The organism is Kitasatospora sp. NPDC008115, assembly GCF_042957205.1.
Lineage (GTDB): Bacteria > Actinomycetota > Actinomycetes > Streptomycetales > Streptomycetaceae > Kitasatospora.
The window spans coordinates 112,825-132,941 of sequence record NZ_JBIBHU010000012.1 but is presented as its reverse complement, the minus strand read 5'-3'; the positions used below and the strand labels follow the sequence as shown (position 1 = coordinate 132,941).

Sequence of the window (20,117 nt, the reverse complement as noted above, 5' to 3'; positions counted from 1 at the left end):
CGGCTCAGCCCTTGACGGAGCCGGCGGTGAGCCCCTGGGCGAGGTAGCGCTGGAGGAACTGGTAGACCACGATCACCGGCAGCGAGGTCACCAGCGCCCCGGCCGCGAAGAGGCCGTAGTTCTGGTCCTGCTGGCCGGAGATGATCCCGTAGAGGCCGACCGCCACCGTCTTGGACTCGTTGGAGGTCAGGAAGATGCCGGCCAGGATGACGTCGTTGAGCGCGGTGGTCAGCGAGAGGATCCCGACCACCACCAGCATCGGCGCGGCCAGCGGCAGGATGATCCGGAAGAAGATCTGCGCGTGCCCGGCCCCGTCCACCTTGGCGGCCTCGTCGATCTCCTTCGGGATGGTGTCCAGGTACCCCTTCATCAGCCAGGTGTTCACGCCCATCGCCCCGCCGAGGTAGACCAGGAGCAGCCCCCAGGGCGTGTCCAGGCCGATCGCGGGCAGGACGTCGCCGATCCCGGCGAACAGCAAGTAGAGCGAGACGACCGCGAGGAACTGCGGGAACATCTGCGCCAGCAGGACGGTGAGCAGTCCCACCCGCCGACCCCGGAAGCGGAAGCGGGAGAACGCGTACGCCGAGCAGACCCCGAGCAGCACGTTGAGGACGGCGAAGCTGCCGCAGATCAGCGCCGTGTTGGCCAGCCAGCGGCCGAACGGGTACTGCTCGTCGGTGAACAGCGCAGTGAAGTTGGCGAACGAGGCGTGCTCCGGCACCAGCGTGGAGGACTGCAGGGTGCCGAGCGGGTTGAGCGCGGCGGAGAACACGAACAGCAGCGGGAACAGCGCGAAGCCGACGGCGAGGAGGGCGACCAGGTGCCGCCAGCCGAACCGGCGCAGCCATCGGACGGCCGGGGCAGTCGTGGTGGTGGTCATGCGTTCAGCTCCTCCAGGGCGCGGGTGCGGCGGTAGCCCACCAGGGTGATCAGGCCGACCAGCAGGAAGATGAGGATCGACAGGGCGGCGGCGAAGCCGTACTGGGCGCCCTGCCCGCCGAAGGCCACCCGGTAGGTGTAGCTGATCAGGATGTCGGTGGCGCCGGCCGTGCCGCCCGCGCCGTCGAACGGGCCTCCGCCGGTGAGCAGTTGGACGGCGTTGAAGTTGTTGAAGTTGAAGGCGAAGGAGGAGATCAGCACCGGCGAGGCGGCCACCAGCAGCAGCGGGAAGGTCACCGCCCGGAAGGCCGTCCACGGGCCCGCGCCGTCGATCCGCGCGGACTCGTTCAGTTCGGCGGGCATCGACTGCAGCACCCCGGTGCAGATGAGCAGCATGTTGGGGAAGCCGAGCCACAGACTGGTCAGGACGACCGCGAAGCGCGCGCTCCACACGTCGCCGAGCCAGTCGATCCGGGTGTGCAGCAGCTGGTTGAGCAGCCCGAAGTCCCGGTTGTACATGCTCTGCCAGATCAGGATGCCGATGAACGCGGGCATCGCGTACGGCAGCAGCAGGAGCGAGCGGTAGGCCCGCTGACCGCGCAGCCGGGGGTGGTGCAGGGTGAAGGCGAGGCCGAGGCCCAGCGCGAAGGAGGCGCCGGTGGAGAGCGCGGCGAAGCCGAAGGTCCAGGCGAGCACGGAGAGGAAGGGGCCGCGGACGGCCGGACTGGTGAGCACGGCGGTGAAGTTGGCGAAGCCGACGGTGCGCTGCCAGCCCGTGGGCAGGGTCCGCCCGGAGCCGTCGGTGGCGGTGAAGCGGCCGTCCTCGGCGCGGTAGACGGTGCCGCCGCGGGAGTCGGTGAGGGTGTCGGCCCGGCCGTCGTACGTCAGGGTGGGCCGGGCGGTGGTGGCCGAGGAGAGTCCCTGGCCGATCACGAAGCCGCCGTCCACCGGGACCCGCAGCTCCTTCAGCTCCTGGGCCCGGGCGTTGACCTGGCCGATGGTGAGGATCCGCAGGCCCGGTGCCGCGGTCACCCGGCCGTCGGGGGCGGTCGCCGTCCCGGCCGGGGCGGGGGCCAGGCCGCGTGCGGTGCCGGCCTCGGTCCGGCCGGTCGCCGGGTCGGTGAGCAGCAGGACGAGCGGGCCGCCGGCCGCCTCGGTGGCGACGGTGAGCGTGTAGGAGGCGCCGTCGGGGACGGGTTCCACGGAGTTGTCGACCAGGGTGCGGACGGCCTGCTCCTTGGTGAGCAGGTGTCCGTCGCCGTAGTCGGTGAAGGAGACGGCGACGATGTGGAGCACGGGGTAGACCACGAAGGCCAGGAAGAGCACGGTGGCTGGCAGCAGGTACTTGGCGGCGAGCCGGCGCGGCGAGAGGTAGACCCAGAAGGTCGCGCCGGTGCCCGCGGCGAGGACGCCGAGGCCGGCCCAGTGGCCGTCCTGGTAGAGCTTGGGCGCGGCGAAGAGGGCGAGTGCGGTGACCCCGGACAGCAGGGCGATCTTCACCAGCTGCGCGGTCAGGGCACCGGCCCGGCGGGGCCGGCGCCCCGGGGGCCCGGCGGCGGGGGCGGCCGGGCGCCTGCTGCCTTGAAGGGTGGGGGAGGTCATGGGGATGGTCCCTGGTCCGTCCGGGAGGGGCGCGGGGCGCCGGGGGTGTCAGTGGCCGGTGCCGAGGGCGGCGCGGATGGCCTCGCCGGCCTGGCGCATGGTCTCGGCCGGGTCGGCGCCGGCGACGATGCTCGCCTCGGCCTGGCCGAGCGGGCCCCAGATCGCGTTCATCGCGGGGATGGTCGGCAGCGGCTGCCCGGCCTCGCCCGCGGCCGCGAAGGCGCCGATGTCCGGGTCGCCGGCGGTGACCTTGGCGAGGGCGGAGCTCAGCGCGGGCGGCTCCGGCGAGGCCTGGTAGAGCGCCAGCTGGCCCTCCTCCGAGCCGATGGCGCGCAGCAGGAACTCCTGGGCGAGCGGCTGGTTCTTCGTCTTGGCGGAGAGGTAGAAGGCCTGGACGCCGATGAAGGGGCGGGCCGGTCCCTTGCCGGCCCAGCCGGGCACCGGGGAGATGGCGTACGGCAGGCCGGCCTGCTTGACCTGGCCGAGCGCCCACGGCCCGGCCACCAGGTACGGCGACTTGCGTCCGGTGAACAGCGAGATGGCGTTGGTGTCGACCGAGCGGTTGAGGAGTCCGGTGCCCTTCTCCCCGTGCTGCTTGAACAGCTCGCCGGCCGCGATCGAGCCCGGGCCGCCGACCCCGAGGTCCGCGGTGTCCCAGCCGCCGTCCGGCTTGGCGCCGAACAGGTAGCCGCCGGCCGAGGTGAACAGCGGCTGCAGGGCGTAGGCGTTGCCCTGCTGGCCGACCGGCAGCGCCAGCGGGACCTCCGCCTTGCCGGAGCGGACGGCCTCGGCGGCGGCGGTGGCGAGGTCCTCGAAGGTGGCGGGCGCGGCCGGGGCCAGTTCGGTGTTGCGGAACAGCACCAGGGTCTCGGTCGCGTACGGCAGGCCGTACTGCTGGCCGTCCTGGGCGACGGCGGCCAGGGCGGCGGGCTGGAACAGCGCCTTCTGCTGCGCGGTCAGCGGGACGGGGGCGACCGTGCCGTTCTGCACCAGGTTGCCGAGCCAGTCGGAGGCGCCGACGACGAGGTCGGGGCCCTTGCCCGCGTTGGTGGCCGTGACGTAGGCCTGCTGGGTGTTGACGGACTGCGGGGCGACGGTGACCTTGACGCCGTGCTCCTTGCCGAAGCGTTCGGCGAGCGGCTGCAGGGCGGCGGCCTGCTGGGTCTGGGCCCAGATCACCAGGTCGCCCTCCGCGGCGCCGATCGGCGGGGCGGTCGTCGGCCCGTCCGCGGCGGCGGTGCCGGCGGACGCGGGGCCGGCCGAGGGGGAGGTGCCGCCGCAGGCCGTGACCAGCAGGGCGAGCAGGCCGAGCGCGGCGGTTCTGCGGTGGATGGTCCGGTGGCGGGTGATCCGGTGGCGCATGGTCCGAGACTCCTTCGTCCGGGAGGGGTGCGGGGGGTGGGCCGTCGTCGGGAGGGGGCGGGTCAGATGCCGTCGGCCGGCCGGTGCCAGCGCTCGACGGTGAGGTCGAGCCGGGTGTCGCGGTCGACCCGCAGCGGGTGCAGCACCCGCCGGCCGTCGGCGTCGACGGCGTCCAGGCCCCAGCCGCGCGAGACGCCGCCGTCGAAACCGGTGCCGCGCGGGACGGCGATCCGGCCGCGGAACCGCCCCGGGCCGGCCGGGGCGCAGGGCAGCGGGCCGAACATCACGGGGGCGTCGTCGGGGGTTCCGGGCGGGACGGTCACGGTGACCTCCAGGACCGGGTGGGCGGGCAGCTCCGGGTCGACGGCGACCTCGGTGCGCCCGGCCAGCCCGTGCGCCCGGACGGTGACCGCCGTGCGCCCGGCGGTGAGCGGCAGCAGCCCGCCGTGCGGCGAGACGGCCGCCACCTCGGGGTGCTCGACCCGGTAGCCGGCCTCCAGCGCGGTGTACCGGACGCCGTCGGCGCGGTCCGCGACCGGGTTGACGGCGCTCCAGGTCTCCCCGGGCGCGAGCGTGATCTCGGGCTCGACGGTGAGGGCGCGCACCGGCGAGGGCGCGCCGAACAGGTGGAGCAGCGCGTGCCGGGCGCGCGGGCGCCAGGCGTTCTCGTGGTGCGGCGCGTCCGGGTCCTCGTAGTAGAGCAGGTCGGCGCCGGAGGTGTAGCCGGCCTCGTCGACCAGTCGGGCGGCCAGTTCGCGGGCGGGCCGGGCCATGATCAGCCCCTCCCGGCCGCCGATGTCCAGCCAGATCCGCCGCGGCCCGCGCCGCCGGTAGTGCTCGTGCACCACCTTCTCGCCGAGGTCGTCCGGATCGACGTGGGTGAGGAACGGGGAGAGGACGGCGGCCAGGCCGAAGACCTCGGGGCGGCGGAAGGCGATGTGGTAGGTGACCAGGCCGCCCATCGAGGAGCCCATCAGCGCGGTGTGCTCCGGGCCGGTCCTGGTGCGGTAGCGGGCGTCGACGAACGGCTTGACCTCGTCGGTCAGGAAGGCCTCGTAGCGGTGGCCCTTCAGCGGGGTGCCGGGGGTGCGCCAGTACTCGGCGACGTGCGAGTACTCCACGCCCCGGTCGGCGCCGGCGTTGGGCACGGCGACCGCGATCAGCTCCGGGACCAGGCCCTCGGCGTAGAGCGCCTCCAGCGTCCGGTCCACCGCCCAGGTGGGCTGCTGTCCCTGGTCGAAGACCTGCCCGCCGTCGTGGAGGTAGAGCACCGGGTAGTGGGCGTCCGGCCGGTCGTCGTAGCCGGGCGGCAGGTGGACCAGCAGGTCCCGTTCGTTGCCGAGCAGTTCGGAGCGGAAGGCGGGGATCCGTTCGATCCGGCCGCGGCGCACGGTGGTCGCGCTCATCGGGCCACCGACCAGACGTGCACGGCCGGGCCCTCGCAGGGCAGGTCGCGGCCGGGGACCAGCTGCGGCCCGCCGAGCAGGTGGGTGGCGTGCCACTCGCCGGCCACCGGTGGGTGGTCGGCCCGGCTGATCTGCACCAGGATCCGCTCCCGCTCGTCCTCCCGCTCGAACAGCAGGACGTCGCCCTCGGCGATCAGCCAGCGCAGCCCGCCGCCGGTCAGCGCGCTGTGGCCGCGGCGCAGCCGGACCAGGTCGCGGTAGGTGCGCCAGGTGTGCTGGTCCCAGGCGGACTCGTCCCAGGGGAACGGCTTGCGCCCCTCCTCCAGGCCCTCGCCCAGCACGCCGACCTCGTCGCCGGAGAACACCATGGGGATGCCGGGCAGGGTGAACAGCAGGGCCGCGCCGAGCAGTTGGCGCTCCGGACCGGCGAAGGTGCGGAACCGGGCGGTGTCGTGCGAGTCCAGCAGGGTCAGGTTGTGGGCGCGGCTGCGCCAGGGCAGCGCGGCACCGAAGGCCGTCATGGTGGCGCGCAGCCGGGCGCCGTCGTAGTCGGGGATCGGGCCGGGGACGGCCCAGAAGTCCTTCTGGTCGTGCTTCTCGACGAGCCAGCTCCAGACCGGGCGGGTGAAGCCGGCGTAGCTCATGGTGCCCTGCCAGCCGTCGCCGGCCAGGGCGAGCGAGGCGTCGTGCTGGTGCTCGGCGAGCAGGACGGCGTCGGGGTTGGCGGCCCGGACGGTGGCGGCGGCGGTGGTGGCGACCAGGCGGTTGAGCTCGACGTCGCCGCGGCGGCCGGCCATCTGGGCCACGTCGACCCGCCAGCCGTCCAGGTGGAAGGGTGCGCCGAGGTACTTGGCGATCACCGAGTCGGGGCCCTCGTAGAGGCGGCGGCGCAGTTCGGCGGAGCGGTGGTCGAAGGTCGGCAGGGTGCGCACGCCGAGGAAGGTCGCGTAGTCGTCCGGGCCGCCTTCGCCGAAGAAGTAGAAGCCGGCCTCGGGGCTCCGCGGGTCGGCCCGGGCGGCGCGGAACCAGTCGTGCCGGTCGCCGGAGTGGTTGAGGGTGATGTCGCCGATCACCTTGATGCCGCGCCGGTGCGCCTCGGTGGTGAGGGCGATCAGCGCCTCGTCGCCGCCGAGCGCGGGGTCGACCCGGTCGAAGGAGACGGCGTCGTAGCGGTGGTTGGAGCGGCCCTCGAAGAACGGGGTCAGGTAGATCACCGTGGCGCCGAGCCGCTGGATGTGGTCGATCTTGCGCACCACGCCCCAGAGGTCGCCGCCGTACATCTGCTGGAGGGCCTCGGCGTCGCCGGTGTGCAGCGGGGTGTCCCAGTCGGCGGGGCGGGCCCAGGCGGCGAGCGGGGAGTCGCCGGAGCGGTGGTAGCGGTCCGGGAAGATCTGGTAGACCACCGCGCCGGCGGCCCAGGTTGGCGGGGCGGGGTGGGTGGTGAGGCGGAAGTCGGTGGCGTCGGGCAGGTCGTGGTCGTGCAGGCCTGCGGCGGTGAGCCAGCGCCCGCCGTCCGGGGTGTGCAGCCAGAACCGGTAGTTCATCTCCGGGTTGACCATCTCCAGGGCGGCCCGCCACCAGGTGGCCCCGGTGTCGTCGACGCGGTCGACGGCGGCGGCCGTGAAGTGCGGCTCGCCGTCCGGGACGGAGCGCAGGAACACCCGCTCGACGTCCTGTCCCGCGGGCACCCGCACCAGCAGGTCGACGTGCTGCCCGAGGCGCGGGGCGAGGTCGCCGACGTAGCGCGCGGACCCGTCGTGGTGCGGCTGGTGGCGGGCGGCGAGGCGGTGGCTGCTGGCCGGGTCCATGGGGCTCCTCGGGGCGGGTGCACAGGTTAACGGATGCCGGCATTCCGCTTTCCGGGGCCGACGAGGGAACCGTAACGACGATGAAACTGTTGCGCAATACGTTGCTAAGATTGTTTCATCCTGGTGTGCGACCCGCCGCGCCGGGCTTTGTAGGATGCAGGCCAGACCAGACCGGAGGACCAATTGAGCGGCCCGTCACTGCGCGACATCGCCGCCCGGGCAGGCGTCAGCGCCGCCTCGGTGAGCAGGGTGATCAACGACCGGCCGGGCGTCTCCGACGACACCAAGGTGAAGGTCGCCGAGGCCATGCGGGAGCTCGGCTGGCAGCCCGACCAGGGCTACGACCCGCACCAGGGCGCGCTGATCGGCATCATCGTCCCCGAGCTCGACAACCCGGTCTTCCCGCTGCTCGCCTCCGCCGTCGAGGTGCAGCTCGCCAAGCACGGCCTCACCGCCGTGGTCGGCACCTCCACCCGCCAGGGCACCGCCGAACTCGGCTACATCGACATCCTGCTCCGCAAGGGCGTCTCCGGCCTGGTCCTGGTCTCCGGACGGCACGCCAACCCCGACGCCGACCACGGCTTCTACCGGCTGCTGCACGAACGCGGCATCCCGATGGTGCTGGTCAGCGGCCGGGTGGAGGGCCTCGCCGTCCCCACCGTCGCCACCGACGAGGCGCTCGGCGCCAAGATCGCCGTCGCCCACCTGCGCGAACTCGGCCACCGCAGGATCGGCCTGGCCGGCGGCCAGGGCTATCTGCGCCCCTCGCTCAACCGGCTGGACGGCTACCGGCGCGCGATGCGCGAACTGCTCGGCGAGGAGCCCCCCGCCGACTGGTACGCCGAGTCCGCCTACTCGATCGCCGGCGGTGCGGCCGCCGCCCGCCAACTGCTCGACGCGGACGTCACCGCCGTCATCGCCGGCAGCGACCTGATGGCCCTCGGCGTGGTCCGGGCCGCCCGCGAGGCCGGCCTCACCGTCCCCGGCGACCTCTCGGTGATCGGCTACGACGACTGCCAGCTCGCCGCCCACAGCGACCCGCCGCTCACCACCGTCCGCCAGCCGATCGACGAGATGGCCGCCGCCGTCGCCGACGCCCTCTGGCGCCGACTGGAGGGCCACGGCGGCCGGGCCAGGGACTACCTGTTCACCCCCGTCCTGGTCGCCCGCGACTCCACCGCCCGGGCCCGCGGCTGACAGCGGCCGAGGGCCGGGAACCGACGGAGGGCCGGTGCGCTGCTGCGCACCGGCCCTCCGTCAACAACCGCCCGGCCGCTACTCGTTCGGGACGGTCGCGTAACGCGCCGTGCCCTCGGCCATCTGCTTCAGGGCGTCCTTGCGGTCCCGCTTCGACAGCTTGTCGATGTAGAGGAACCCGTACAGGTGGTCGGTCTCGTGCTGGAGGCAGCGGGCGAAGAAGCCGGTGCCCTCGACCCGGACCGGGTTGCCGTCCTTGTCCTGGCCGGTCACCGCCGCGTAGTCCGGGCGCGGCAGCTCGGCGTAGGCGGTCGGCACCGACAGGCAGCCCTCGTTGCCGTCGTCCAGCACCCGCTGGCGGTCCTTCGGGAACTCCTCCAGCACCGGGTTGATCACATGGCCGATGTGGCGCACGCCCTCGTCGTCCGGGCAGTCGTAGACGAAGACCTTCAGGTCCACGCCGATCTGGTTGGCGGCCAGGCCCACACCCTCCGCCGCGTACATCGACTGGAACATGTCGTCGATCAGCGCGGACAGCTCGCCGTCGAAGGCCGTCACGTCCTTCACCTCGCGGTGCAGCACGGGGTTGCCGTAGACGGTGATCGGGCGCGCCGTGCCCTTGGAGAGGTCGGGCTCCTCGCCGACCACCTTCGGGGTCTCGTCGTGCTCGTGCTGGTCCTGCTCCGCCATGTCTTCCGCTTCCATAGGCCTACGCGTACCGCACCAGGGTACTCAGCGCGCTCAGCAGACCTCTTCGAGATCCCGGTACGCCCGGGTTCCCGGCGACGCCGCGGCCCAGCGGTCCAGCAGCACCCGCACCAGGTGCGCCGGGGCGGCGATCCCGCACTCGCGCTCGGCCAGCCAGGACATCCCGCCCACCCCGGGGCTCAGGTGGCTCAGGTGGCCGGGGTGCGCGGCGTCCCCGTCGTCGTGCGGGTCGTGGTGGGCGGTGTGCCCGTCGTCCGAGGCCATCCGGCTCTCCGAACAGGCCCGGCACAGCAGCCGCACCGAGGACGTCCAGTCCTCCGCCGCGTAGCCGGCGTCCGCGACCAGCCGCTCCAGCGCGTCCCGGTCCGCCTCGGTCGCCGCCTGCAGCAGCACCACGTACGTCGGCACCGGGGACGGCGCCCACAGCTCGATCTCGTCGAACACCGGGTAGGCGACCCCGTCGGTCACCCGCTCGCCGTGCGGGGCGCCGTCGTGCAGCACCACCTCGCCCCAGCGTCTGCCGGAGGACGGCAGCGGGATCGACAGCACCTCGATCCGGGCCGGGTCCAGCCGCCGGCCCCACACCACCTCGGACTCGCCGTCCGGGGAGAGCCGCACCGGCGTCGTCCCGAGGTCCAGGCTGACCGGCCCGTCCCCCTGCGCGCCCTGGCCGCCGGGCAGCTTCAGCCCGTACGCCTGCCAGGCCCGCCGGGCCAGCGGCCAGTCCTGCAACGCGGTCGCGGTGATGCCGAGGTTCCACCAGTCCGGGGCGCCCTGCTCGCGGTCCAGCAGCGCCACCGCCCGCAGCCCGGCCGCCCTGGCCTGCTCCCAGTCGCGGCGGAACTTGTGCAGCAGCGCCAGGTTGAACCAGGAGTCCGACAACCACGGCTCCAGGTCGGCCGCCATCACCAGCAGGGCGCCGGCGTCCTCGTACCGGCCGTCACCGATCAACGTGAAAGCCCGGTCGGTCGTCTGCCGCCAGGTGGCGGACGGCCGGTGCCGTGCCCGGTGGAAGATCCTCACGTTCGTCCCTGCCGTCGTCGTCCGCTCAAGTCCCGTGACCGCTCCCGCGTCACGGGCCCGGTGCTCCGGGTCGGTTTTCCACGCTACGACCGCATCCAACCACGACGGCCGCCGCCCGCGCTCCCCGCCGCCGGGGTTGCCCGGTTCCGTCCCGGCCCGTTTCCGGCCCCTCCCCCAGCCTGCCCGCCCGGCCCGGCCGCCTCAACCCCGGACGCCCCCGCGGGCCCCCGGAACCGGCCGCCGCGGCCGGGTCGCGAGCACCGGAGCGCGGTCAGCCGCGCACCCGTACCAGCGCGTCCACCACCCGGGCGTCGTACACCCGGCCCCGGCCCAGCCGCAGCGCCTCCAGCACCTCCAGCCGGCCCACCGCCTCCCCCACCCCGCGCCCGCGGGCCGCCGTCAGCAGGTCGTCGTGGGCGTTCGCCACCCGGATGATCCGCGCCGCCAGCGGCACCCCCCGCCCGCCGCCGTCCGGACCGGGGAACGGGTCGGCCAGCCGGGCGACCTGCTCGGCCACCCGGCGCGGCACCCCGGTGCGCCGGATCACCTCGCTGCCCAGCCGGGCGATCCGCTGCTGCTCCTCGTCCGGCAGCAGCGCCGTCGCCCCGCCCGGCACCGGCTCCACCAGCGACAGCTGCCCGACGTCGTGCATCAGCGCCGCGTACTCCAGCAGGGCCAGCTCACGGGTGCCGAGCCCCAGCTCACGGCCCACCGCGCACGCCGTGTCGGCGACCCGGCGGGCGTGCCCCGGCGGGGTGTACCCGGCCACCTCGGTGGCCATGGCCAGGCTGGCGATGGTCTGCCCGGTGGTGGCCCGCGCCGCCGCCGCCCGCCGGAACGACACCTGCGCCAGCAGCAGCGGCGCGCAGAACAGCGGCAGCGCCCACAGCCCCACCTCCCCGGCGGCCAGGCTGACCAGCATGCCGGTGGCGGCGATCGCGGTGCCGATCCCGAACAGCGAGCGCAGCTCGTCCTCCAGCCCGGCCGGGAAGCGCAGCCCGCTGCGGGCCCGCCGCAGCAGCGCCGCCAGCACCGCGTCGCACAGCACGGCCAGCGCGGCCACCGCCGTCAGGAAGGCGCCGTACGCCGGGCCGTCGGCGGAGAACCGGTCCACCACGCCGCTGTTGTAGAGCGGCTGGAACACCACGGCCGCGAACCCCGCCCCGAGCAGCCGCCGCGCCGCGCCGTCGCGCCGGGCCCGCTCGTGCCACGGCGCGGGCGGCCCGGCTCCGCGCACCCGGCCCGCCCGCGCCGCGGCCGCCCGCACCGCCCCGGGCAGCAGCGCCAGCAGCAGCCCCGCGCCGGTCACCGCCACCACCTGGAGCACCCCGGGCCCGGCCGGCAGTCCGCGCAGCGGCCCGAGCAGCGCGTACGCCAGCGCCCCCGCCGCCCCGATCGGCGCCTGCTCGCGGTCGCCCGGAAGAGTGATCCGCACGCACTCGCCGAGCGCGATCAGCGCGGTGAACGCCAGCGCCACCCCTGGCTGGGCCGGACCGCGCACCGCCACCGCCCCGAAGGAGGCCGCCAGCAGCGCCAGCGCCGCCCCGTGCACCGCGCACACCGCGCCGGTGCAAGCCCGCTGCGCATCCGCGCGCCCGGCGCCCGACACCCGCCGCGCGCCGTCCGGCGAAGCCGACGCGCCCCGCCGGGCGTTCCACCGGGCACCCCGCCGCGCGCTCATGACGCCCCGGCCGTCGGCACGCCGCCGCCACCGCCCTGCCCGGGCACCCCGCCCGGGGCCGGGGCCACCGGAGCCGCCGGGGCCGCCCGGGCCGGTTCGGGGACGCCGAGGGGGATGTCCGGCACCCCCTTGATGCAGTCCGGGGACGACGGCAGCACCGGCTGCCAGTCGTGCACGGCCAGCGCGGCCACCAGCGCCCGCACCATCAGCGGGTCGAACTGGCTGCCCGAGCAGCGTTCCAGTTCCGCCACCGCCTCGCCGACCGGACGGCCGCGCCGGTAGGAGCGGGTGGAGGTCATCGAGTCGAAGGCGTCGGCGACCGAGATGATCCTGGCGAACTCGGGGATCTGCTCACCGGCCAGCCCGGCCGGGTAGCCGCGGCCGTCCACCCGCTCGTGGTGGTGCAGGATCCCGGCGTGCGCCTCGCCGAGGAAGGCGATCCCGCGCACCAGCTCGTAGCCGTGCACCGGGTGCACCTCGACGGCCCGGCGCTCCGCCTCGGTGAGGGGACCGTTTCTGCGCAGCAGTTCGGTGGCCACGCCGAGCTTGCCGACGTCGTGCAGGATGCCCGCGTACCGCAGGGTGCGCAGCCGCTCGGCCTCCATGCCCAGCTGATCGGCGATCAGCACCGCCGCCCGGCCGACCCGTTCGCTGTGCCCCCGGGTGTAGGCGTCCTTGATCTCCACCGCCTGCACCAGCGCCTGGACGGTCGCCTGGTGGGCGTCGCGCTCCCGGTGCCCCTGGGCGAACACCCACGCCGAGATGGACAGCGGCAGCAGCGCCAGCAGCGCCGCGAACGCGCCGTACGGCCCCTGCCACAGCACGGCGAGCATCAGCCCGCCCGCCGCGTGCACCAGCACCGGCACCCCCGGCGACTGCGGCTCGGCGCAGGCCCCGCGCAGCAGCCCGGCCGGCCGCCGGCCCTCCGCCAGCAGCCGCATCCCGCCCACCAGGGCGCCGTTGACCAGGCAGAACGCGCCGAGCGCGGCGAACGCGGGCAGCAGCGCCGCGGGGAAGCGGGAGCCGAGCAGCAGCTGCGGCCCGGCCAGCAGGTGGAACACCGCCGAGGCCGCGAAGGCGGACAGCGCGAGCTGCGCGCCGTTCCACGCCTGCCGCCGCCGGCCGTCCACCGCCGCCCCCGCCCCGAGCAGCGCCGCCGGGACGGCGACCAGCGCGGCGGCGGACGGCGGAAGCATCAGCACCCCGGCGAACAGCACCGGGAAGAACGCGTTGACCTCGGGCCGCACCGGCCTGCGGGCGCGCAGCGGCGGACGGCGCAGCAGCAGCCGCCCCAGCCGCAGGCAGGGCGTCGACAGGCCCTGGGCGAGCGACTCCCAGCAGCCGTGCAGGAAGGCCAGCAGCCCGACCTTCGGCCAGTCCACCGGGGTGCCCAGCCAGTGCGCCGCGGCCGCCGGGGCGGGGAGCGGGAGCAGCGGCAGCAGGCAGCAGAGCGCCAGCACCGGCACGGCCACCAGATAGCGCGCCGCGCCCGGCGGCAGGTCCGCGTCTGCGCTGTCGGTAGCGATATCGACCTCCCCGCGTGCCGGCCGGCGCCGCTCCGGCCCGTTCGTCCCGGACCGCCCGCCCGCCGCCCGGGCACGCCGAAGCGGCGGCGGACGAGCGGTGGTGAGCGTCCGTCAGGAGGATAGGACGCCACTCCGGCGCCGGGACGCGTGATCGCGCAATGCCGCTGCTGGCACACCGCCAACTCACTCGATCGAGTGACGACGGGGCGTGGGCGGAGGGGACGCGGACACACGAAGGCCCCGGAAGCATCCGTTCCGGGGCCGTGCACGCAGGTGGTCCGCCGTGCGCCGTCCGGCGCACCCGGTGTCAGGTCCCGGCCGCCGCCTCCGCGGCCCGGCCCGGACCGGCCGGCTCACCGGCCGCCTCGGCGTGCACCTCGATGGTCGTCTCGACCGCGACCACCACCGCCTCGCCCGACCGCTGCCCGGCCCGGATCGAGTCGATCCTGGCCAGCACCTTGCCGCGCAGGTCCGCCGGGGTGTCGTCGCAGCCGCAGGAACGCTTGATCAGCGCCTTGATCGCCTGCTCGAGTCCGTACTGCTTCAGGCACGGCGAGCACTCCTCGAAGTGCACGCGCAGCTTGGCGCAGTCGCCCTCGGCCATCTCGTTGTCGAGGAATTCGTAGAGGTGGTCGAGGACCTCGCCACACTCGGTGTCGTGCGGATCGCCGCAGCTCATGAGCCCGAGCCCTTCGCTTCCTGCCCTGCCCCGCTGCCGGCCGGGACCAGCCCGCGCTCACGGGCGTAATCCTCCAGCATGCCGCGCAACTGACGGCGGCCGCGGTGCAGCCGGGACATCACCGTACCGATGGGAGTACCCATGATGTCCGCGATCTCCTTGTACGCAAAGCCCTCTACGTCCGCGAGATAGACGGCGATGCGGAACTCCTCCGGGATGGCCTGGAGGGCGTCCTTCACATCGCTGTCCGGGAGGTGGTCCAGCGCCTGGGTCTCCGCCGAGCGCAGACCCGTCGACATGTGCGACTCGGCCCGGGCCAGCTGCCAGTCCTCGATCTCCTCGGCGGCGGTGCGCTGCGGCTCCCGCTGCTTCTTGCGGTACGAGTTGATGAAGGTGTTGGTGAGGATCCGGTACAGCCACGCCTTGAGGTTGGTGCCCTCGCGGAACTGGTGGAACGACGCGTACGCCTTCGCGAACGCCTCCTGGAGGAGGTCCTCCGCGTCGGCCGGGTTGCGGGTCATCCGCAGCGCGGCCGAGTACATCGGATCCAGGTAGCCCAGGGCGTCGCGCTCGAAGCGCTCCCGCCGGGCCTCCTCGGTCTCCTCCGCCGACACCCGGAAGGTGTCCTCACCGATCGCCTCGGCCAGCTCCTCACCGGTGAGCGCCTCGCCCGCGGGCGGACCCTCCTCCGGGCCCCGGCCCGGCTCGGCCTCGTGCTCGGTCCCGACGACCGGACCCACCTCCTCGGCATGACGGACACGGCCCACCGCGGGCCGCCCCGAAAGGGAGGATATCGGGCTGACGGGCTTCTCGCCCGCGACTAGCCAGTCCGACCAGGAAGGAGCGAACGCCGACGCGGCCTCGCGCTCTTCCGGTCGCTCGGGGCACGCGATCGAACCCATCTGCCCTGCCTTCCAACGGGACTCCAGCTGACGACGGTTCCAACCACGCGGGCCCCGCCCGCATTCCCGGTCCCCGGCGGCCCGGCTCACACCACCCGCAGCACCCAGTCCCCCACCGCCGAGACGAGCAGGTCCAGCAGCTCCCGCTGCCCCGTCGCCGCCCGCTTCGCCACCTCGAAGCCGTGGTTGCCGGCCGGCAGCGCCACCAGCTCGTGCGAGGCCGGCAGCTCCGGGAACTCCGCCGGGGCGCCGAACGGGTCCGTCGCCCCCTGCACCACCAGCGTCGGCAGCCCCGAGCCGAGCAGCTCCCCGGCCCGGCTCTTCTCCGGCCTGCCCGGCGGGTGCAGCGGGAACGCCAGCGCCACCACCCCCACCGCCCCGCTCGCCGCCCCGGTCCGGCAGGCCACCCGCGCCCCGGCGCTGCGCCCGCCCACCACCAGCGGCAGGCCCGCCCCGGCCAGCCGCCCGGCCACCGGCTCCCACCCCGCGTCCAGCGTCTTCGTCGCCGGCGCCACCTTGCGCCCCGCCACCCGCCAGGGCTGTTCCACCAGCGCCACCGACACCCCCCGGGCCGGCAGCGCGGCGGCCAGCGCCGCCAGGTCCCGCGCCTCGATCCCGCCGCCGGCGCCGTGCCCCAGCGCCAGCACGGCCCGCGGCGCGGGGGCCGGGTGCAGGGTGATCCGGGCCTCCCCGGCGGGCGTGGGCACCGGCTCGGTGGTGACGGGGGCGGTTCTCGCGGCGGTCACGGCTGTCGTCCTCCGACGGGGGTGGCGGTCAGAACAGGGTGGTCTCGTACTCGGGCTCGGTGTACGGCCCGGTCAGCCCGGCGTGGTCGTTGCGGATGCTGCCGACGTCCGGCGAGACCGGCGTCACCCGCAGCGCGCCCGGCGGCGGCGGTATCAGCAGCCGCCGCAGCTCCTGCGACCCGCTGTCGTCCAGCCCCGGGTCCAGCCACGCGTCGAACGACCCCGGGTCCAGGTACAGCGGCATCCGCTCGTGGATCGGCGCCAGCAGCTCCTCCGCCTCCGTCGTCACGACGGTGAACGTCACCAGCCAGCCCTCCGGGTGGTCCGAGGGCACCGCCCGGTTGCGCCAGAACTCGTACAGCCCCGCCAGCGCCAGCGGCGCACCGTCCGCCCGGGACACGAAGAACGGCTTCTTCCGCGCCCTGCCCCGCTCCCCCGGCACCGTCTGCCACTCGTAGTAGCCGTCCACCGGCAGCACGCACCGGCGCGAGGCGAACGCCTGCCGGTAGGCCGGCTTCTCGTGCACCGTGTCCGCCCGGGCGTTGATCATCTTCACCGCCGTCTCCGGCGACTTCGCCCACTGCGGCACCAGCCCCCAGCGCAGCACCCGCAGCTGGCGCACCGGCCGCGCCGCCCCCTTCGCCAGGCGCTCCAGCACCACGAAGGCGCTCTGCGTCGGCGCGACGTTCCAGCTCGGGTCCAGCGTCTCGGCCGGATCCCACTGTCGGACACCGAACAGCTCGACGATGTCCTCGGGCCTGCTACTCGCGGCGAAGCGACCACACATACCGTCAGCTTGCCACGGCCCGGACCGCCGCCGGGCCCGCGTCCGCTCCCCAGAACCACCCGCCCCCGCCCCGCCGTCCTCCCCATGGCAGGCTGCCGCCCCAGGAGGAACGGCCGGACCGAGACGGAGGAGACCCATGGACGCCAGGACCCTCGACGAGCTGTGGACCGCCGTCACCGGCACCCAGCCCGACCCGCCCGGCTGGCTCGCCCTCGCCACCGGCGCAGCCGCCCTGCTCACCGTCCTGGTCCGCCCGCTGTGGCGGATCGCCCGCAACGCCGTCACCATCGCCCACGAGGGCGGCCACGGCCTCGCCGCCCTCGCCACCAACCGCAGGCTCGTCGGCATCCGGCTGCACTCCGACACCTCCGGCCTCACCCTCTCCTACGGCCGCGCCACCGGCCCCGGCATGCTCCTCACCCTCGCCGCCGGCTACACCGCCCCCGCCCTGCTCGGCCTCGGCTGCGCCGCCCTGCTCGCCGCCGACCGCGTCACCCTGCTGCTCTGGCTCGCCATCGCCCTGCTGCTCGCCCTGCTGGTGCGCATCCGCAACGCCTACGGCTTCCTCAGCGTGCTGCTCACCGGCGGCGCCTTCTTCCTGGTCTCCTGGTTCGGCTCCCCCGAGGTCCAGGCCGGCTTCGCCTACCTCGGCACCTGGTTCCTGCTGCTCGGCGCCGTCCGCCCGGTCCTCGAACTCCAGCGCCAGCGCCGCGACGGCCAGGGCCACGGCTCCGACGCCGACCAGCTCGCCCGCCTCACCGGCGTCCCCGGCCTCGCCTGGACCGCCCTCTTCCTCATCACCGCCCTCGCCGCCCTCGCCCTCGGCGCGAACTGGCTGCTGCGCCCCCTCTGACCGCCCCGCGCGCCGCCCCACCCCGCCCGGGGCCCGCGCATCGGAGGCGAACGGGCGAGCCCCACCACGGCCCCTAGACTTGGGCCCATGACCGAGACCCTGTGGCCCGCCCCCGTCGCGACCACCCCCGTGGACGCCACCGTCACCATCCCCGGCTCCAAGTCGGTCACCAACCGGGCCCTGGTGCTGGCGGCACTCGCCGACGGCCCCGGCTGGGTGCGCCGCCCGCTGCGCAGCCGCGACTCCCAGCTGATGGCCGACGGCCTGCGCGCGCTCGGCGTCACCATCGAGGAGCAGGTCAACAACGACACCGGCGGCACCGGCGGCGGCGAGGCCTGGCGGGTCATCCCCGCCCCCGTGCTGCGCGGCCCCGCCTCGGTCGACGTCGGCAACGCCGGCACGGTCATGCGCTTCCTGCCCCCGCTCGCCGTCCTCGCCGACGGCCCGGTCCACTTCGACGGCGACCCGCGCAGCCACGAGCGCCCCCAGCACGGCGTGATCGACGCCCTGCGCGCGCTCGGCGCCCGGATCGAGGACGACGGCCGCGGCACCTTCCCGCTCACCGTGCACGGCACCGGCGCCCTGGACGGCGGCACCGTCGAGCTCGACGCCTCCGCCTCCTCCCAGTTCGTCTCCGCCCTGCTGCTCTCCGGCGCCCGCTACAACAACGGCGTCGAGGTCCGGCACGTCGGCGGCCCGGTGCCCTCGCTGCCGCACATCCGGATGACGGTCGACATGCTGCGCCTGGCCGGCGTCCAGGTCGACGCCCCCGAGGACGGCGGCGAGAAGGACGTCTGGCGGGTCACCCCCGGCGCCCTGCTCGGCCGCGACCTGGTCGTCGAGCCCGACCTCTCCAACGCCGCGCCGTTCTTCGCCGCCGCCCTGGTCACCGGCGGCCAGGTCACCGTCCGTGACTGGCCGAAGCACACCACCCAGCCCGGCGACCAGCTGCGCGACCTCTACACCCGGATGGGCGGCGAGTGCGCGTTCACCGACGAGGGCCTGCGCTTCACCGGCACCGGCCGGATCCACGGCATCGAGGCCGACCTGCACGACGTCGGCGAGCTCACCCCGGTGATCGCCGCGGTCGCCGCCCTCGCCGACTCCGAGTCCCACCTCTACGGCATCGCCCACCTGCGGCTGCACGAGACCGACCGGCTCGCCGCCCTCGCCAAGGAGATCAACGGCCTCGGCGGCGACGTCAGCGAGACCGAGGACGGCCTGCGGATCCGCCCCCGCAAGCTCACCGGCGGCGTCTTCCACACCTACGAGGACCACCGGCTGGCCACCGCCGCCGCGGTGATCGGCCTCGCCGTGCCCGGCGTCCAGGTGGAGAACGTGGCCACCACCGCCAAGACGCTGCCGGACTTCCCCGCCATGTGGGACGAGCTGCTCGCCGGACCGGTGGCGGGCGGCTGAGCGGAGGACTGGGCACATGCGCCGCTACGGCAAGGACGCCGACGAGGACGACATCCGCAACCGCCCCGCCCGCCGGGGCTCCCGGCCGCGGACCCGGATCCGGCCCAAGCACGAGGACGCCGCCGAGGCGATGGTGCTCACCGTCGACCGCGGCCGGCTGACCTGCCTGGTCGACCCGGGGACGAAGCAGGAGCACGAGGTCGTCGCCATGAAGGCCCGCGAGCTGGGCCGCAAGGGCGTGGTCGTCGGGGACACCGTCTCCCTGGTCGGCGACCTCTCCGGGGACGCCGACACACTGGCCCGGATCGTCCGGGTCGAGGAGCGCACGTCGGTGCTGCGGCGCACCGCGGACGACGACGACCCCTACGAGCGGATCGTGGTCGCCAACGCCGAGCGGCTCGCCATCGTCACCGCGCTGGCCGACCCGGAGCCCCGGCCCCGGCTGATCGACCGCTGCCTGGTCGCCGCCTACGACGCCGGCATGGAGCCGCTGCTCGTCCTCACCAAGGCCGACCTGGCCCCGGCCGAACCGCTGCTGGAGTCCTACGCGCCGCTCGGCATCCAGTACGTCGTCACCCGCCGCGACGAGCTGGAGACGACCGGTGCCGAGGCCGTCCGCGAGCACCTGCGCGGCCTGCGCACCGTGTTCATCGGCCACTCCGGCGTCGGCAAGACCACCCTGGTCAACGCCCTCGTCCCGGAGCGGCAACGGACCACCGGCCGGGTCAACGCCGTCACCGGCCGCGGCCGGCACACCACCGTCTCCGCGCTCGCGCTGCGGCTGCCGCCGCCGCCCGGCGCCAAGCCGGGCTCCAGGAAGGCGCTGGACGCGGGCTGGGTGATCGACACCCCCGGCTTCCGCTCCTTCGGTCTGTCGCACATCGACCCGTCCCGGGTCATCCACGCCTTCCCCGACCTGGAGCCCGGCACCGAGGAGTGCCCGCGCGCGTGCAGCCACGACGAGCCGGACTGCGCACTGGACGCCTGGGTGGCCGACGGGCACGCCGATCCCGCGCGGCTCTACTCGCTGCGCCGGCTGCTGGCGAGCAAGGAGGCCCGCGAGGGCGACTGACCGCCGTCGCCCGGCCGGTTTCGGCGTTCGAGGTGTCGCAGTGCCCTGTCGTGGTGATCATAGGAAGGTCGGGCCGGATCACGGCCCGGCCGCCGACCGATCCCGCCGACCGACAGGGAGAGCACGCGATGGCATGGGCCCTGGTGATCCTGGCCGGCCTGCTGGAGACCGGCTTCGCGATCAACCTCAAGCTCAGCGAGGGCTTCACCAAGCTCTGGCCCACCATCAGCTTCTGCGTCTTCGCCCTCGGCAGCTTCGGCCTGCTGACCCTCTCCCTGAAGACCCTCCCGGTCGGCCCCGCCTACGCGGTCTGGACCGGCATCGGCGCCGCCGGCACCGCGATCTACGGCATGATCTTCCTCGGCGAGTCCAGCTCGGTGCTCAAACTCGTCTCGATCTCCCTGGTCGTCGCGGGCGTCATCGGCCTCCAACTGACCGGATCCCACCACTAGCCGGTCATCGGCCCG

18 protein-coding genes are annotated in these 20,117 nt (G+C 74.8%); 5 read left to right on the top strand and 13 right to left on the bottom strand.

Features of this window, described 5'->3' with window-relative positions; all coding sequences use genetic code 11:
* Positions 1-4: 4 nt before the first annotated feature.
* The 5 genes from ACFZBX_RS17370 to ACFZBX_RS17350 all read right to left on the bottom strand — a co-directional run bounded on the left by ACFZBX_RS17370 (position 5) and on the right by ACFZBX_RS17350 (position 7,057).
* A complete protein-coding gene (locus ACFZBX_RS17370; protein ID WP_391534593.1) occupies positions 5-880 on the bottom strand; it encodes a sugar ABC transporter permease in 876 nt (291 codons plus the stop codon).
* Positions 877-2,481: an ABC transporter permease subunit gene (locus ACFZBX_RS17365; protein WP_391534592.1), complete on the bottom strand. Its 1,605-nt coding sequence runs from the start codon at positions 2,479-2,481 to the stop codon at positions 877-879. The genes ACFZBX_RS17370 and ACFZBX_RS17365 overlap by 4 nt, the downstream gene beginning before the upstream one ends.
* 48 nt (positions 2,482-2,529) lie before the next feature.
* The gene (locus tag ACFZBX_RS17360) at positions 2,530-3,843 is read right to left on the bottom strand and encodes an extracellular solute-binding protein (RefSeq protein WP_391534591.1); all 1,314 of its coding nucleotides are present in this window, start codon (positions 3,841-3,843) and stop codon (positions 2,530-2,532) included.
* Between the two features lie 62 nt (positions 3,844-3,905).
* Positions 3,906-5,249, bottom strand: coding sequence for an alpha/beta hydrolase (locus ACFZBX_RS17355; RefSeq protein ID WP_391534590.1), 1,344 nt, complete (start codon positions 5,247-5,249; stop codon positions 3,906-3,908).
* Positions 5,246-7,057, bottom strand: coding sequence for a glycoside hydrolase family 13 protein (locus ACFZBX_RS17350; protein ID WP_391534589.1), 1,812 nt, complete (start codon positions 7,055-7,057; stop codon positions 5,246-5,248). The genes ACFZBX_RS17355 and ACFZBX_RS17350 overlap by 4 nt, the downstream gene beginning before the upstream one ends.
* 183 nt (positions 7,058-7,240) lie before the next feature.
* Between ACFZBX_RS17350 and ACFZBX_RS17345 the strand changes: the two genes are divergently transcribed.
* Positions 7,241-8,254 carry a LacI family DNA-binding transcriptional regulator gene (locus tag ACFZBX_RS17345; RefSeq protein WP_391534588.1) on the top strand — a complete coding sequence of 338 codons (1,014 nt, stop codon included), beginning with the start codon at positions 7,241-7,243 and terminating at the stop codon, positions 8,252-8,254.
* Positions 8,255-8,332: 78 nt separating this feature from the next.
* Here ACFZBX_RS17345 and def read toward each other — a convergent pair whose 3' ends face one another.
* From def to ACFZBX_RS17305, 8 genes are all read right to left on the bottom strand, one after another.
* Positions 8,333-8,944: a peptide deformylase gene (def, locus tag ACFZBX_RS17340; protein ID WP_391534587.1), complete on the bottom strand. Its 612-nt coding sequence runs from the start codon at positions 8,942-8,944 to the stop codon at positions 8,333-8,335.
* A 51-nt stretch (positions 8,945-8,995) separates the two neighbouring features.
* Positions 8,996-9,985, bottom strand: coding sequence for a tetratricopeptide repeat protein (locus ACFZBX_RS17335; RefSeq protein WP_380759763.1), 990 nt, complete (start codon positions 9,983-9,985; stop codon positions 8,996-8,998).
* Positions 9,986-10,256: 271 nt separating this feature from the next.
* Positions 10,257-11,546, bottom strand: coding sequence for an HD-GYP domain-containing protein (locus ACFZBX_RS17330; RefSeq protein ID WP_391534586.1), 1,290 nt, complete (start codon positions 11,544-11,546; stop codon positions 10,257-10,259).
* Positions 11,547-11,662: 116 nt separating this feature from the next.
* On the bottom strand, positions 11,663-13,132 hold the full coding sequence (locus ACFZBX_RS17325) for an HD-GYP domain-containing protein (protein WP_391534585.1): 1,470 nt from the start codon (positions 13,130-13,132) through the stop codon (positions 11,663-11,665).
* Between the two features lie 367 nt (positions 13,133-13,499).
* On the bottom strand, positions 13,500-13,871 hold the full coding sequence (gene rsrA / locus ACFZBX_RS17320; protein WP_391534584.1) for a mycothiol system anti-sigma-R factor: 372 nt from the start codon (positions 13,869-13,871) through the stop codon (positions 13,500-13,502).
* Entirely contained in the window at positions 13,868-14,611 is a 744-nt protein-coding gene (locus ACFZBX_RS17315; RefSeq protein WP_391534583.1) for a sigma-70 family RNA polymerase sigma factor, read from the bottom strand. The genes rsrA and ACFZBX_RS17315 overlap by 4 nt, the downstream gene beginning before the upstream one ends.
* 248 nt (positions 14,612-14,859) lie before the next feature.
* Positions 14,860-15,519: an alpha/beta family hydrolase gene (locus ACFZBX_RS17310; RefSeq protein ID WP_391534582.1), complete on the bottom strand. Its 660-nt coding sequence runs from the start codon at positions 15,517-15,519 to the stop codon at positions 14,860-14,862.
* A 28-nt stretch (positions 15,520-15,547) separates the two neighbouring features.
* Positions 15,548-16,306, bottom strand: coding sequence for an SOS response-associated peptidase (locus ACFZBX_RS17305; RefSeq protein WP_391534581.1), 759 nt, complete (start codon positions 16,304-16,306; stop codon positions 15,548-15,550).
* A gap of 136 nt (positions 16,307-16,442) precedes the next feature.
* Between ACFZBX_RS17305 and ACFZBX_RS17300 the strand changes: the two genes are divergently transcribed.
* The 4 genes from ACFZBX_RS17300 (at position 16,443) to ACFZBX_RS17285 (ending at position 20,102) form a co-directional block, all read left to right on the top strand.
* Positions 16,443-17,159, top strand: coding sequence for a M50 family metallopeptidase (locus ACFZBX_RS17300; protein ID WP_391534580.1), 717 nt, complete (start codon positions 16,443-16,445; stop codon positions 17,157-17,159).
* Positions 17,160-17,246: 87 nt separating this feature from the next.
* Positions 17,247-18,578, top strand: coding sequence for a 3-phosphoshikimate 1-carboxyvinyltransferase (aroA, locus tag ACFZBX_RS17295; RefSeq protein WP_391534579.1), 1,332 nt, complete (start codon positions 17,247-17,249; stop codon positions 18,576-18,578).
* Positions 18,579-18,594: 16 nt separating this feature from the next.
* Positions 18,595-19,650, top strand: coding sequence for a ribosome small subunit-dependent GTPase A (rsgA, locus tag ACFZBX_RS17290; protein WP_391534578.1), 1,056 nt, complete (start codon positions 18,595-18,597; stop codon positions 19,648-19,650).
* A gap of 128 nt (positions 19,651-19,778) precedes the next feature.
* On the top strand, positions 19,779-20,102 hold the full coding sequence (locus ACFZBX_RS17285) for a DMT family transporter (RefSeq protein ID WP_391534577.1): 324 nt from the start codon (positions 19,779-19,781) through the stop codon (positions 20,100-20,102).
* Positions 20,103-20,117 lie beyond the last annotated feature (15 nt).

Coding starts and splice junctions, on each gene's coding strand:
- ACFZBX_RS17370 (WP_391534593.1), bottom strand. CDS start 880: ATGACCACCACCACGACTGCCCCGGCCGTCCGATGGCTGCGCCGGTTC.
- ACFZBX_RS17365 (WP_391534592.1), bottom strand. CDS start 2,481: ATGACCTCCCCCACCCTTCAAGGCAGCAGGCGCCCGGCCGCCCCCGCC.
- ACFZBX_RS17360 (WP_391534591.1), bottom strand. CDS start 3,843: ATGCGCCACCGGATCACCCGCCACCGGACCATCCACCGCAGAACCGCC.
- ACFZBX_RS17355 (WP_391534590.1), bottom strand. CDS start 5,249: ATGAGCGCGACCACCGTGCGCCGCGGCCGGATCGAACGGATCCCCGCC.
- ACFZBX_RS17350 (WP_391534589.1), bottom strand. CDS start 7,057: ATGGACCCGGCCAGCAGCCACCGCCTCGCCGCCCGCCACCAGCCGCAC.
- def (WP_391534587.1), bottom strand. CDS start 8,944: ATGGCGGAGCAGGACCAGCACGAGCACGACGAGACCCCGAAGGTGGTC.
- rsrA (WP_391534584.1), bottom strand. CDS start 13,871: ATGAGCTGCGGCGATCCGCACGACACCGAGTGTGGCGAGGTCCTCGAC.
- ACFZBX_RS17305 (WP_391534581.1), bottom strand. CDS start 16,306: ATGTGTGGTCGCTTCGCCGCGAGTAGCAGGCCCGAGGACATCGTCGAG.
- ACFZBX_RS17300 (WP_391534580.1), top strand. CDS start 16,443: ATGGACGCCAGGACCCTCGACGAGCTGTGGACCGCCGTCACCGGCACC.
- aroA (WP_391534579.1), top strand. CDS start 17,247: ATGACCGAGACCCTGTGGCCCGCCCCCGTCGCGACCACCCCCGTGGAC.
- rsgA (WP_391534578.1), top strand. CDS start 18,595: ATGCGCCGCTACGGCAAGGACGCCGACGAGGACGACATCCGCAACCGC.
- ACFZBX_RS17285 (WP_391534577.1), top strand. CDS start 19,779: ATGGCATGGGCCCTGGTGATCCTGGCCGGCCTGCTGGAGACCGGCTTC.